The following is a 13,705-nucleotide window of genomic DNA, read 5'->3' as shown; positions in this document are numbered from 1 at the left end:
GATAGATAGGGAACGAATGGCTCAGCAGGATATAAAAACATCGGGGCAGCAAGCACCCGGATTGCGCCGTGAATTGAAAGCCCGGCATTTGACCATGATCGCCATCGGCGGCTCCATCGGCACCGGCCTCTTCGTCGCCTCGGGCGCCACGGTTTCTCAGGCAGGCCCCGGCGGGGCGCTGCTGTCTTACGCTCTGATCGGTTTGATGGTGTACTTCCTGATGACCAGCCTGGGCGAACTGGCGGCCTTTATGCCGGTCTCCGGTTCATTCTCCACCTACGGCGCCAAATACGTAGAAGAAGGCTTCGGCTTCGCGCTGGGCTGGAACTACTGGTACAACTGGGCGGTGACCATCGCCGTTGACCTGGTGGCCTCGCAGTTGGTGATGAGCTACTGGTTCCCGGACACCCCGGGTTGGATCTGGAGCGCGCTGTTCCTCGGCCTGATGTTCCTGCTGAACTACATTTCGGTGAAAGGGTTCGGCGAGGCGGAATACTGGTTCGCGCTGATCAAGGTCAGCACCGTGATTATCTTCATCGCCGTCGGCGTGATGATGATCGTCGGCATTCTGAAGGGCGGCGAGCATGCCGGCTGGCAGAACTGGACAATAGGAGACGCGCCGTTTGCCGGTGGCTTCTCGGCGATGATCGGCGTGGCCATGATCGTCGGCTTCTCGTTCCAGGGCACCGAACTTATCGGCATCGCGGCCGGCGAATCGGAAAACCCGGGTAAAAACATCCCGCGCGCGGTGCGTCAGGTATTTTGGCGTATCCTGCTGTTCTATATCTTCGCCATTCTGATCATCAGCCTGATCATTCCGTACACCGATCCGAGCCTGCTGCGCAACGACGTGAAAGACATCAGCGTCAGCCCGTTCACGCTGGTGTTCCAACATGCCGGCCTGCTGTCGGCGGCGGCGGTGATGAACGCGGTGATCCTGACGGCGGTGCTGTCGGCCGGTAACTCGGGCATGTATGCGTCGACCCGAATGCTGTACACCCTGGCTTCGGAAGGCAAGGCGCCGCGCATCTTCGCCAAGCTGTCGAAAGGCGGCGTGCCGCGCAACGCGCTGTACGCGACCTGCGTGGTGGCCGGCCTGTGCTTCCTGACGTCGATGTTCGGTAACCAGTCGGTTTACCTGTGGCTGCTGAATACCTCGGGCATGACCGGTTTCATCGCCTGGTTGGGCATCGCCATCAGCCACTACCGTTTCCGTCGCGGCTACATGCTGCAGGGGCGCGATCTGAACGATTTGCCGTACCGTTCCGGTTTCTTCCCGCTGGGGCCGATCTTCGCCTTCGTGCTGTGTCTGATCATCACCCTGGGGCAGAACTACCAGGCCTTCCTGCAAGACAAGATCGACTGGTACGGCGTGACCGCGACCTACATCGGTATTCCGCTGTTCCTGCTGATTTGGTTTGGTTACAAGCTGTCGCAAGGCACCCGTGTCGTGAAGTACAGCGAGATGGAATTCCCGAAGATGGACGTGAAGTAATTTTCGGTGAGTGACACGCGGCGGGGGCTCCCGCCGCGTTTTGTTTTACTTTTTCCCGCCTTTGGCTTCCGCCAGCGCCTGCTGCGCCGAGCTCATCAAACTCTCTACCGTCGCGTAATCCTGCGTCAGCGCCACAATGCCGGCGTTAAGCTGCATGTTCACCTCGCCGAACGCGCCAAAATCGTAGGGCGCCTCCAGCGGCGGCACAATGCGCGCCAGAAACTCGCTTTCCGCGCCGTAGGGCAGATCGTGCACCAGAATCAGAAACTGGCCGCCGGTATAGCGGCAGATATAGTCGCTGGGGCGGATCAGCGTCTTGAGGCGCTCGCCGACGGTGCGCAGCACGTCGTCGCCGATCTGGACGCCGTGGCTTTGGTAGAGCGCCGCCAGCGGGCCGAATTCAAGAATGAACAGGTGGGAGATCGGCTGCGCCGTTCCGGGACGGCAGATGCTGCGCATCACCGTCTCGCCGCCTGCGCGGTTGAGAAAGCCGGTCAGGCGATCGCGGTGCGACGCCTGCTGCTTCTCCCACGCCAGCGTGACGTGCTGCACCAGCTGGCGGTGGTAGCGCGCGATCATGCCGTGGGCCAGCACCAGCCACAGCGGCGCGAGGTCCGCCAGGACAAACAGGTTTTGCACGCGCGACAGCGGCGCCGCCAGCAGGTAAGGCAGAGTCAGAGCGATCACCTCAAGCAGCGCGAAGCGCGGGGCGGCGGCGTGGCGTTGCATCAGCCAGCAGGCCAGGGCGGTGATCGTCAGGCCGGCGAACAGCATTAAGACGAAGCGGCCCGAGAGCATCGCCAGAGCGGCGCTGGCGCCGACCAGCAGCGCCCACAGCAGCACCGTCACCAGCATGGCGTTCGGCCAGGCCGGTTGACGCCGGCGCGCCAGCCAGGCTCGCCCGGCGGTCAACAACAACAGCAGCAGCAACAAACCGATGCCGAGCGGCCGCTGGACCAGCCAGGCGTACCCCGCCAGCAGCGCGGCCGGCCCCGCGGCATTCAGCCAGGGCGTGAGAGGAGAGGGCGTCAGCGTGAGACGCAGCTGGCGTTGAAACGGCTCGTCATCGGCGTGCAGCGGGCTGTATAACAGCCAGTTCAGCAGCGCCGGGCGTTTGGGCGTTACCGCCGGAGATGGACTTCTCATTACAGCCTCGTCAATCAATAAGGCCGCTCTTGCGGCGGCCTGAAGTTTTTTTGCACGCGCGGTGCTGTGATTTTGGATTCTATGTGGTTTTGCCGTTATTTGTCAGAGTCTGGTCGGATCAGGAAGAATTTTCAGAATAATTAACCTACTGGCCGTTGGCGGGGGAAAGCGTGGTGGTTTGAAAAATGGCGATAAAAAACAAATTATTACATTTCGACAACGCCGTTTTCACCTATTGATATGATTGATAAGTATTATCGTTTGTTTTATTGTTAACGGCTGTGCAGCAGGCTGCTGCCGCACACTTTTCGGTTCACGGCGGCCGCTTTCGCGCCGCTGTCATGATGGTTGCAACAGGTATCTTAACTAATGAGCGTATCCACCGATCCCATGACTGAAGCCAAGGGGCAACCCGACGCCGGCGTGATGGGGCGTTATCAGCATATTCTTCGCCATCGCCTGTTGATGATGGGCGTATTGGCATTGGCGATCCTGGGCTCGCTGCTGCTGGATTTCACCATGGGGCCGTCCGGCCTGTCGTTGTCATCCTTATGGCAAACGCTGCTTGATCCCGCCGCGGCCGATGCCGGCACGCGGGTGATCGTCTGGGACATCCGTTTGCCCTATGCGTTGATGGCGGTGGTGGTGGGCTTTGCGCTCGGCCTGGCCGGGGCGGAAATGCAGACCATCCTGAATAACCCGCTGGCCAGCCCCTTCACCCTCGGGGTGTCTTCCGCCGCGGCCTTTGGCGCCGCGCTGGCGATCGTGCTCGGCATCGGCATTCCGGGGATCCCCGATCAGTGGTTCATCTCCGCCAACGCCTTTATCTTCGCGCTGTTCGCCGCGCTGATGCTGGACGGCATCACGCGCTGGACGCGGGTCGCCACCTCCGGCGTGGTGCTGTTCGGCATCGCGCTGGTGTTTACCTTCAACGCGCTGGTCTCGATGATGCAGTTCATCGCCAGCGAGGACACGCTGCAGGGGCTGGTGTTCTGGACCATGGGCAGCCTGGCGCGCGCCTCGTGGGACAAGCTGGGCATTCTGTTCGGGGTGTTCGCCGTGCTGCTGCCGCTGTCGATGATGAGCTCGTGGAAACTGACCGCGCTGCGTCTGGGTGAAGACCGGGCGGTGAGCTTCGGCATCGACGTGCGTCGGCTGCGTTTGACCACGCTGCTGCGCATCAGCATGCTCTCGGCGCTGGCGGTGGCTTTCGTCGGGCCGATCGGCTTTATCGGTCTGGTGGCGCCGCACATCGCCCGCATGATCTTCGGCGAAGATCACCGTTTCTACCTGCCGGCCAGTGCGCTGATTGGCGCGCTGGTGCTGTCGATGGCCTCGGTGGCGTCGAAAAACCTGGTGCCTGGGGTAATCATCCCGGTGGGGATCGTGACGTCGTTGGTCGGGGTGCCGTTCTTCCTGAGCATTATTCTGCGCCACCGGGGGAACGTATGAGCCAGGGTTTACGGATAGAAAACTTCTCGGCGGGTTACCCGAAACGCCAGGTGATCGACAATCTCTCGGTGCCGATGCTGCCGCGCGGGCAAATCACCGTGTTGCTGGGGCCGAACGGCAGCGGCAAATCGACATTGCTGCGCTCGCTGGCCGGGCTGAACCCGGCGCAGGGCAAGCTGTGGCTGGACGACGGCGATTTGATGCAGATGCCGTTCGCCCGTCGGGCGGAGAAAGTGGTGTACCTGCCGCAGTCGCTGCCCGCCGGGGTGCATCTGCACGTGCTGGAGTCGATCATCGTGGCGCAGCGCGCCTCGGGCGGCCGCAGCAACGCCGGCAGCGAAGCGGAAGTGATGGCTTTGCTGGAACAGCTGGGCATCGCCCACCTGGCGCTGAGTTATCTCGATCAGCTGTCCGGCGGCCAGAAACAGTTGGTGGGGTTGGCGCAGTCGCTGATCCGTCAGCCGTCGCTGCTGCTGCTGGATGAGCCGCTGAGCGCGCTCGATCTCAACTACCAGTTCCACGTGATGGATTTGGTGCGCCGCGAAACCCGCAAGCGCGATATCGTGACGGTGGTGGTGGTGCATGACATCAACATTGCGCTGCGTCACGGCGACCACGTGCTGATGCTGCAGGATGGCGATCTGATCGCCGACGGCGCGCCGGATCAGGTGATTACGCCGCAGAGCCTGGCGCGGGTCTATGGCGTGCGCGGGCGCATCGAGCGTTGCTCGCAGGGCACGCCGCAGGTGCTGATAGACGGTCTGGTGAACCAGCCGACGATATAGTCCAAGAAAAGCCCGGCATCACCGGGCTTTTTTTATCGCGCAGCGCGGTTCAGTGCTTCGCTCACGCGTTCGACGACGTGCTGGGCGGTGACGATGCCGCCGGACAGATAGACCTCGGCCGCCGGCAGGTAAACCACCTGGCCTTTTTTCACCGCCGTGGTTTTCTTCAGCGCGGTGCCGGTGAGGATTTTCTGCGGCGCCACCGCGTTCGGCCGACCGGTCGCGGCATCTCTGTCGATGACGAACAGCCAGTCCGGGTTCAGTTTGGCGACCTGCTCAGGCGTCAGCTTATTGCCGCGCACGTCTTTTTCATCGGAGTGCAGCGCGGACGAGAAGCCGAGGGCGTCATAGACGAAGCTGAAACGGCTCTTGGGGGCGTAAGCGCTGATCTTGCCGCCGGAGAACAGCACCACCAGCCCGCGTCCGGCCTGGGCGGCCTGCGGTTTGACCGCCGCGATCTGCGCATCCAGCTTATCGATCGCTGCCTGCGCCTGTTGCGGTTTATCGAACAGCTCGCCCAGCTGGCGGGTGCGCTGTTTCAGGCTGCCCAACTGATCCTGCTGATCGACGGACATGTTCAACGTCGGCGCCAGCGCGTTCAGCTCGTCATAGGCTTTGGACGCCCGGCCGGCGATCAGGATCAGATCCGGTTTGGCGGCGCGCAGCACGGCCATATCCGGTTCGAACAGGGTGCCGGCATTGAGGTATTTGTCATCCTGATAGCGCTTCAGGCTATCCGGCAAGTTCTTACGGTTGCCGGGTAGCGCCAGCGGCTCGACGCCCAGCAGCTGCAGCGTTTCCAGCGAGGCGTAATCCAGCACCACGATGCGCTGCGGGTGCTTCTTCACCTCGGTGCTGCCGTTCAGGTGCTGGACGTTGACGGTGGCCGAGGCCGCCGGTGCGTCGGTTTTACTGTGGCAACCCGCCAGCGCCATCGCGGCCAGCAGGGCGATCATCAGGGGGGAGCGGCGTAATCTCATGGGGCTTCCTCTCGGTGATGGAATGAAAAGGGCGCGCAGCGCGCGCCCGGGGGCATCAGAAGTTGTAGGTCATGCCGACGGTGTAACGGCGGCCGTCCAGCGTGGTGCGGTAGTGATCGTAATCCACGGTCTTGTCGAGAATGTTGTAGACCCCGCCGGTCAGCTGCAGGTTTTTCGCCGCCTGGTAGCTCAGGCCCGCATCGACGAAGGTGTAGGATGGGGTGCTGGTCTCCATCGACGTGCGGCTCAGGTAGTCTGAGGTGCGGCTGCGGAAGTTAACGCGCGACCACAGGCTGAGGTCTTGCGTGGCCTGCCAGTCCAGCACGGTGTTGATCATGTGCTTAGGCATCTGGTTCAGCGCCTTGCCCTGGAACTCGCCGCTCTTCTGCTCGGAAGCGGTGTAGGTGTAATTGGTGTTCCACTTCCAGTCTTTATTGATCTGCCAGCCGAAGGTGGCCTCTACGCCGCGCATATTGGCTTTGTCGACGTTGACGCGATCGCTGATAAAGTCGTAGGGCGTACCGCCGATGGTGCAATCCGGCGTGTCTTCGCAGCGGCGCACTTCGGTGATCTTGTTCTTGAAGTCGGTGTTGAAGACCGTCACCCCGGCATTGACGCCTTTCAGGCTATCCCACATCAGGCCGATCTCTTCGCTCAGGCTCTTCTCCGGCTGCAGATCCGGGTTGCCGACGATGATGCCTTTACGCACGCCGCCGCCCGTCGACTGGCCCCAGCTGGCGGAGGATTGGCGCAGATCCGGCGAACGGTAGCCGGCGGAGACGCCGCCTTTCATTGTCCACTGTTCGGTCAGGTGCCACACGCCGTACATGCGCGGCGACCAGTGGCTGCCGAAGTTCTGATCGCGATCCATACGGATGCCGCTGGTCAGACTGAAGTCGTTGGTCAGCGCCCATTCGTCTTCGGCGAACAGCGCCCAGCTCCAGCGCGTCAGCTGGTTGACGTCTTGCGCCGAGCTCAGCTGGTTGCCGCTGTCGCCCAGTTTCTCATAGCGGTATTGGCCGCCGAGGTTCAGCATGTGGGCACCCAGCTCGAACTGGTTCTGGGTGTTGAAGATGGTGTTGTACATCTTCATCTTGCGGCCCGGGTTGTTGGTCTCTTCGCGCTGAACGTAGCTGGTGGAGTTGCCGAAGTCGTAATAACCGTTGTGGGTCAGCGAGTAGTTGGTGCGGGTGTAGAGATCTTCGCTGCGTGAGGACGGTTTGCACTTGCCTCTGCTGCAGCGCTCCGCCGCCACCGATTTGCCCGGCGTGCTGTTGCGATCCTGCAGCGAGCGGCCGATTTCAAAGTCGAATTCGTTTTTCTCGTCCGGGGTCAGGGTGAACACCGCGGTGCCGCTGCGCATGCGCTGTTCGTTGTAACCGTTGGCGATTTTATCTTCCGCGCGGCGCGACAGCAGGCCGTTGACCCGCACGCCGAGCAGGCCTTCAATCAGTGGGCCGGAGGCGTAGGCGTTGGTCTGGAACAGATCGCCGGAATCGCGGTTTTCCTGAAGGGTGGCGTCGCCGTGCAGCGAGCCTTTCCACTCGGTGCGGGAAGTCTTGCGGGTGATGACGTTGATCACGCCGCCCATGGCGTCGGAACCGTACAGCGAAGACATCGGCCCGCGCACCACTTCGATGCGCTCGATGGCTTCCATCGGCGGCAGCCAGCCCTGTTCGATGCCGGCGTTATCGCTGTTCGGCCGGGTGCCGCGGGTGTCAACGCGCTTGCCGTCCACCAGGATCAGCGTGTACTTGGAGGACATGCCGCGGATGCTGATGTCGCTGCTGCTGGCGCCGCCGGTGACGACCACGCCCGGCACGTCTTTCAGCGCGTCGGTCACGTCGCGATAGGCCTTATCTTCGATCTGCTGGCGCGGGATCACCGAGATGGAGGCGGCGGAGTCCTGAATTTTTTGCTGGAAGCCGGAGGCGGTGACGACCATGGTGTCTTGGGTGTCGTCCTGCGGCGCGGCCAGTGCGGCGGTGGCGCTGAGTGAGGCGATCACCAGAGCGGCGAGCTTGCTGTAACGTGGCGTTTCCATGAGGTAAACCTTTCCTGGATTGAAGTGAAAGTAATTAACCAATTGAATTTCTAATGAAATAATTCATCGTTCGCTGAGAAATCCGTCGCTTCGTCAGCGTTGCGTGAGGCCATTGTAAGGATTTTTTACTGAATGTAAACGCTAATGATAATTCATATCATTTGTATGCTTGTTATTCTGGCGGGAAAGAGTAACCGGATGAATTAAAGGGAAAAGCGGCGCAGCAGACGTGCGCCGGAGAGGATCAGCGTTTCTGGATATAGGTGATGGCCAGCGCCAGCGCCAACACCAGGCCTTTGATAATGTCCATGGCGTAGTAGGGCACCGACAGCATCACCAGGCCGTTTTGCAGCACGCCGAGGATCACCGCGCCGATCAGGGTGCCGAGCGCATTGGGTTTGCCGGCGCCGGCCAGCGAGAAGCCGATGTAGGCCGCCGCCACCGCATCCATCAGATAGCCACCGCCGGCATTGACCTGCGAAGAGCCGATACGTGACGCCAGCAGGATGCCGCCAAGCGCCGCCAGCCAAGAAGAAATGACGTAAGCGGCAACCCTGTAACGTACGGTGCGAATGCCCGACAGGCGTGCCGCCTCGGGGTTGCCGCCGATGGCGTACATGCGGCGGCCGTGCTTGGTCAACGACAGGAACAGCTGTACCGCCACGGTGACCGCCAGCATGATCAGCACGATCACCGGCACCTGGCCGAGGGCGGAAAACACTTCCGGGATCAGGCCTTCCGCCATGTCGCCATTCGGCAGCACCATGTTTTGGGTGATGGAGCCGCCGTAGCTGTAGGTCATCGCCACGCCCTGGATCACGAACAGGCTGGCCAGCGTCGCCAGCATATCGGGGATTTTGAGCACCACTATTAGCAGGGCGTTGAACAGGCCGACCAGCGTGCACAGCAACAGCGTCACCACGATGGCGCCGGCGGTGCCGAACCCGTGCCAGACGAACAGGGAAATCACCAGCGCGTTGGCCAGCGAGGCGGTCGAGCCGACCGACAGATCGAAACCGCCGACCGACAGCGAGATAGAGACGCCGATGGCGATCACCGTCACGATGGCGATCGAACGCAGGATATTGATGATGTTGTTGGCATCGAGAAAGTTGTCCGACGCCAGGCCAAACAGGGCGACCAGCGCCGCGACGGTCAGCAGCATGCCCCACTTGTAGAGGAAATCAAACAGCTGTTGGCGCCAGGGCAGCGCAGGCCGCAAGGCAAATTCTTTACTCACGCAGGGGTTCCTCCGGTGGAATAGAGCAATAAGGTTTCTTCGTCGGTATCGGCGGCGTTCAGCTCCGCCACGATGCGGCCATCCCACAGCACGCAGATGCGATCGCACAGGCCAACCAGCTCGGCGAACTCGCCGGAGGCGTAAATCACGCCTTTGCCGGCGCGGGCCAGGCCGTCGATTAGGCTGAACAGTTCCTGTTTGGCCTTGATGTCCACGCCCTTGGTCGGCTCATCGAAGATCAGCACGTCGGCGTCGCCGCGCAGCCACTTGCCGATCGCCACTTTTTGCTGATTGCCGCCGGACAGGCGCGCCAGCCGCTGTTGCGGACCGGAGGCGCGAATGTTCAGACGCTGCATGATCTCGCGCGCCCAGCGCAGCTCTTGCCGCCGGCTGAACAGGCTCCAGCGCGAGAAGCTGTCATCGGCGCTGACGCTCAGGTTCATCGGGATCGCCTCATCGATAAAAATGCCTTCTTTGCGGCGTTCTTCCGGCACCAGCGCCAGCCCCTGTTCGACCGACAGATGCGGCGCACGCGGCGCCCAGGGCTGCCCGCGCAGTTCGCCGCGTTCCAGCAGCGCGGCGCCGGCGCCGAACAATGCCTTGCACAGCTCGCTTTTCCCGGCCCCGGCCAGCCCGGCGATGCCGAGGATCTCGCCTTCATGCAGCCGCAGCGAAACGTCGCGCAGCTTATGGCGATCGCGCAAGCCCTCCACCTGCAGCAGCGTACGCTCCGCGTGCGGCGGGCGCGGCGGCGGGAAAATGTCGTCCAGCCGGTGGCCGAGCATTTTCTCGACGATCTGTTCGCCGCCGAGGCCGCGCATGGCGTCTTCGCTGACGCGGCGGCCGTCGCGCAGCACCGTCAGCCGATCGCAAATGTCGCTCAGTTCGTGGATGCGGTGAGAAATGAACACGATGCCGATGCCTTCAGATTGCAGGCGGCGCACCACGTTGAACAGGCGCTCGCTCTCGGCGCGATCGAGCGGCGCGGTCGGTTCATCGAGCACCAGAAAACGGCAGCGGTGCGACAGCGCGCGCGCCAGCAGCACCTGCTGTTTTTCCGCCAGCGTGCAGTCCGCCAGGCGTCTGCGCGGGTTGAGTGGCAGCGCCCATTGCTGCAGCAGCTGTGCGGCGCGGCGGTGCAGCTCCGCCCAGTTCAGCCAGTGGCCCGGTTCGTTCAGCCAGTCCAGCATGATGTTTTCCGCCACCGACAGCGTGGGGATCAGCGCGACATCGACTTCTTGCTGCACCACGTGGATGCCGTGGCGGCGCGCCTGCAGCGGGGAATGAATTTCCACTGCCCGGCCGTCGATCAGGATCTCGCCGCGGTAGTGATCGTGGGCGCCGGAGAGGATCGCCATTAGCGTCGATTTGCCCGCGCCGTTGGCGCCGACCAGCGCGTGGATTGAGCCGCCGTGCAGCGTGAAGTCCACGTCCTGCAGCGCGTTGAAGCCGGCGAAGGCGATCGAGATATTGCGCATCTCGAGGCGCGAAGGCGTTGCGGTTGACATTGCGTAGTGAGGCCGTTTAGATGTTTAGATGGCTGTTTTGCTCTGTTGTAACACAGATTGCGCCGTTGGCAACCAACAAAATGGCATAACGGCGATGAAAAGCGTGGGCGGACAGGGGCGCAACCCGCGTCAGGCTGCGCCGGAGCGATAAACGGTCAGAAGGTGGTGGGGGTGTGTGCGCTGACGATGCGGCAGATGCGCGCCGAGGTATTGCTGAAGCTGTGCGGAATGCCGGTGTTGATGGCGTAGCTCTGACCGGCGGTCAGGCAGTAACTCTGGCCGTTGATGGTCAGCACGATCTCGCCCTCCAGCAGGGTGCCTATCTCTTCGCCCTGATGCTTGATCTTTTCGCCGGTGGTGGTGCCGGGCTGGTAGGTTTCCAGCATCATCGCCAGGTTGCGCGTCGGGCTGCCGTTGTGCACCAGCTTCATCGACACCCCCTGGCTGCCGATCTCAATCAGATCCTCGGCGTCGATCACCACGCGCGGCTCGTCGACGGCCTCCGGTTCGGCAAAGAATTCCGACAGCGACAGGCCATACACCTTAAGCAACTTTTGCAGCGTGCTGATGGCCGGGCTGACTTTGTCCTGTTCGATGGTGCTGATCGCACTGTGGGTTAACCCGGACAGTTCGGCGACCCGGCGCTGCGACAAACCCAATTGCTGGCGGATCTGCGACAGGCGTTTGCCCGGTGCCAAGCTGGCTTCGCTCATAGCGGTACTTCCTTCTGGTAAGGGCGACAGGCTGAAATGACGATCGGTATCGGGCGCCTGCCTGGTCGATAACGATGCTGCATGATATCGGTAGTTAGGGTAGGTTTGGAAAATATATTGCCCATGCTCACCGTCGGCGCGGCGGACAAAATAGTTGACGTGAAAATGGCGGCAAGGCCTTTTCGGTCAATATTTTATCAATTTAGCAGCCGGTGGCGAATAATCAAACAGGATTGTAACATTTGCAAACCCATTCTGTTAAGACTATGTTTCATGTTGTGGATGTTATTTTGAGCGCCCGCAGCGGCGCGACCTGGCGAGAAATCCAATCATGTGTTGAATCGAACGGCGGACGGGCGCCAACGCGCCTTAAGAGCATAATGGCGGGTGACGTATGCAAACCAATAGCGCAGCAGTTGAACATTTTGCACAGCATCATGAAGAGAGGCGAAGTAGCGCGTTCCAAAATGAGGTCGCTCATTATTTGGAACGCCATCCCGCCACGCAGTATATCGATATCCTTCTCACCGATCTCAATGGTTCCTTCCGCGGCAAACGCATACCCGTCTCAGGGTTGAAAAAACTGGAAAAAGGCAGCTACTTCCCCGCGTCGGTGTTCGCTATGGACATCCTCGGCAACGTGGTGGAGGAGGCCGGCCTTGGGCAGGAACTCGGCGAACCGGATCGCGTATGCCTGCCGGTGCCCGGTTCGCTGACGCCGTCGGCGGCCGATCCGCAGCACATCGGCCAGGTGCTGCTCACCATGCTGGATGAAGATGGCACTCCCTTTGACGTTGAACCCCGCAATGTGCTGAACCGCGTGTGGCAGGCGCTGCGACAGCGCGGCTTGTTCCCGGTGGCAGCGGTAGAGCTGGAGTTTTATCTCATCGATCGGCAGCGCGACGCGGAAGGCGATTTGCAACCGCCGTGTGCGCCCGGCACGCAGGAGCGCAACACCCAAAGCCAGGTGTACTCCGTCGATAACCTGAACCATTTCGCCGAGGTGCTGAACGATATCGACGCGCTGGCGAAGCTGCAGGGGCTGCCGGCGGACGGCGCGGTGGCGGAGGCCTCGCCGGGGCAGTTCGAGGTCAACCTGCGCCATACCGACGATATCTTGCAGGCCTGCGACCACGCGCTGGCGCTGAAGCGGCTGGTGCGGCTGGTGGCCGAGAACCACGGCATGCACGCCACCTTTATGGCCAAGCCCTATGAGGATTACGCCGGCAGCGGCATGCACGTGCACGTCAGCATGCAGGATGGCGCGGGCAACAACCTGTTCGCCGACGGCGAAGGCGAGGATTCGCCGCTCTTGAAACAGGCGCTGGCCGGGATGATCACCCTGATGCCGGCGTCGATGGCGCTGTTGGCGCCGAACGTCAATGCCTATCGGCGTTTCCAGCCGGGGATGTATGTGCCGATCCAGGCCGCCTGGGGCCACAATAACCGCACCGTGGCGCTGCGCATTCCCTGCGGCGAACCGGAGAACCATCGGGTGGAGTATCGCGTGGCCGGCGCCGACGCCAATCCGTATCTGGTGATGGCGGCGATCCTGGCCGGCATGCTGTACGGGCTGGACAACCTACTGCCGCTGCCTGAGCCGGTGACCGGCAACGGGCTGGAGCAAGAGGGGCTGCCGCTGCCGATCCGCCAGAGCGACGCGCTGTACGAGTTTGAACATCAGCACGCGCTGACGCACTATCTCGGCGAGCGTTTCACCCGCGTTTATCACGCCTGCAAGACCGACGAACTGCTGCAGTTTGAACGGCGAGTGACGGAAACCGAGATCGACTGGATGTTGAAAAATGCCTGAATAGGCGTATAAAGTAAGAGGTATGTGCGGGCGACTGGCCTGCCGGCAGCGGATTAATTCGCCTGCCGGGCTGGTTTTCCGTGCGATCGACAAAAAGAATTTGTATTTGAGGGTTTCCGGATCTTGTCATTCGGAGGCATTCTGGTGCAAAATATCTCAAATGCAGATAGCCGACGTTTTGAAAGCGTCGGTTATTTTTTTTGCATTATGTTTTACCAACGTAGCGTTTCATACACCAAGCGAGGCCGGACACCGATCCGGATAGATAAATAGTTTCGTGCACGATCAAACAAAACTTTATGGTCGTGACTCATGAGGATTAGAAAGATGGGGCAATTTTTCACTTTAGCGCCGGTGCCCGCCGGTTTCCGCTGTGGCCGCAGCGACTATGGAGCAGCCGAGGTTACCTCGACCCGTTATCCAGCTTACAACCCCCTTCTTTTAGAATTAAGTCGCTCGTTGCGAAGTTTCCCCGCAACCTTAAGTCTTGGCGTGTCCGCCATCCGCAAGGCTCAAGGTAAGGGGGGGC

At 61.4% G+C, this 13,705-nt stretch carries 10 protein-coding genes; 4 read left to right on the top strand and 6 right to left on the bottom strand.

From position 1 onward, the window contains the following. The first annotated feature begins 16 nt into the window (after nucleotides 1-16). Entirely contained in the window at nucleotides 17-1,495 is a 1,479-nt protein-coding gene (locus ACJ8IP_RS08115; protein ID WP_033643798.1) for an amino acid permease, read from the top strand. Between the two features lie 45 nt (nucleotides 1,496-1,540). On the opposite strand, the gene ACJ8IP_RS08110 is transcribed toward ACJ8IP_RS08115, so the two are convergent. Continuing rightward, the gene (locus tag ACJ8IP_RS08110) at nucleotides 1,541-2,641 is read right to left on the bottom strand and encodes a GGDEF domain-containing protein (RefSeq protein WP_089192030.1); all 1,101 of its coding nucleotides are present in this window, start codon (nucleotides 2,639-2,641) and stop codon (nucleotides 1,541-1,543) included. A gap of 369 nt (nucleotides 2,642-3,010) precedes the next feature. On the opposite strand from ACJ8IP_RS08110, the gene ACJ8IP_RS08105 reads away from it, so the two are divergent. Together ACJ8IP_RS08105 and ACJ8IP_RS08100 are read left to right on the top strand one after the other, a co-directional pair. Beyond that, nucleotides 3,011-4,093: a FecCD family ABC transporter permease gene (locus ACJ8IP_RS08105; RefSeq protein ID WP_033643796.1), complete on the top strand. Its 1,083-nt coding sequence runs from the start codon at nucleotides 3,011-3,013 to the stop codon at nucleotides 4,091-4,093. Continuing rightward, on the top strand, nucleotides 4,090-4,878 hold the full coding sequence (locus tag ACJ8IP_RS08100; protein ID WP_033643795.1) for an ABC transporter ATP-binding protein: 789 nt from the start codon (nucleotides 4,090-4,092) through the stop codon (nucleotides 4,876-4,878). Before ACJ8IP_RS08105 ends, ACJ8IP_RS08100 begins: the two co-directional genes overlap by 4 nt. A 32-nt stretch (nucleotides 4,879-4,910) precedes the next feature. Here the strand turns inward: ACJ8IP_RS08100 and ACJ8IP_RS08095 are convergent, their stop codons facing one another. The 5 genes from ACJ8IP_RS08095 to puuR form a co-directional block, all read right to left on the bottom strand. After that, nucleotides 4,911-5,858, bottom strand: coding sequence for a siderophore ABC transporter substrate-binding protein (locus tag ACJ8IP_RS08095; RefSeq protein WP_108681568.1), 948 nt, complete (start codon nucleotides 5,856-5,858; stop codon nucleotides 4,911-4,913). A gap of 55 nt (nucleotides 5,859-5,913) precedes the next feature. Next, nucleotides 5,914-7,902 carry a ligand-gated channel protein gene (locus ACJ8IP_RS08090; protein WP_273974266.1) on the bottom strand — a complete coding sequence of 663 codons (1,989 nt, stop codon included), beginning with the start codon at nucleotides 7,900-7,902 and terminating at the stop codon, nucleotides 5,914-5,916. A 244-nt stretch (nucleotides 7,903-8,146) separates the two neighbouring features. Continuing rightward, complete coding sequence (locus tag ACJ8IP_RS08085; protein WP_046687512.1) at nucleotides 8,147-9,142, bottom strand: ABC transporter permease; 996 nt, start codon at nucleotides 9,140-9,142, stop codon at nucleotides 8,147-8,149. Then, a complete protein-coding gene (locus ACJ8IP_RS08080) occupies nucleotides 9,139-10,650 on the bottom strand; it encodes a sugar ABC transporter ATP-binding protein (protein WP_129992838.1) in 1,512 nt (503 codons plus the stop codon). Before ACJ8IP_RS08080 ends, ACJ8IP_RS08085 begins: the two co-directional genes overlap by 4 nt. Before the next feature lie 155 nt (nucleotides 10,651-10,805). Beyond that, entirely contained in the window at nucleotides 10,806-11,363 is a 558-nt protein-coding gene (gene puuR, locus ACJ8IP_RS08075) for an HTH-type transcriptional regulator PuuR (protein WP_016927000.1), read from the bottom strand. 394 nt (nucleotides 11,364-11,757) lie between these two features. Between puuR and ACJ8IP_RS08070 the strand changes: the two genes are divergently transcribed. After that, a complete protein-coding gene (locus tag ACJ8IP_RS08070; RefSeq protein ID WP_033643789.1) occupies nucleotides 11,758-13,176 on the top strand; it encodes a glutamine synthetase family protein in 1,419 nt (472 codons plus the stop codon). Nucleotides 13,177-13,705 lie beyond the last annotated feature (529 nt).

This window comes from Serratia sp. CY52157, from assembly GCF_052168495.1.
GTDB classification, from domain to species: Bacteria; Pseudomonadota; Gammaproteobacteria; order Enterobacterales; family Enterobacteriaceae; genus Serratia; species Serratia ureilytica.
The sequence above is the reverse complement of the archived record's forward strand: the minus strand, read 5'-3'. Positions and strand labels throughout refer to the sequence as shown.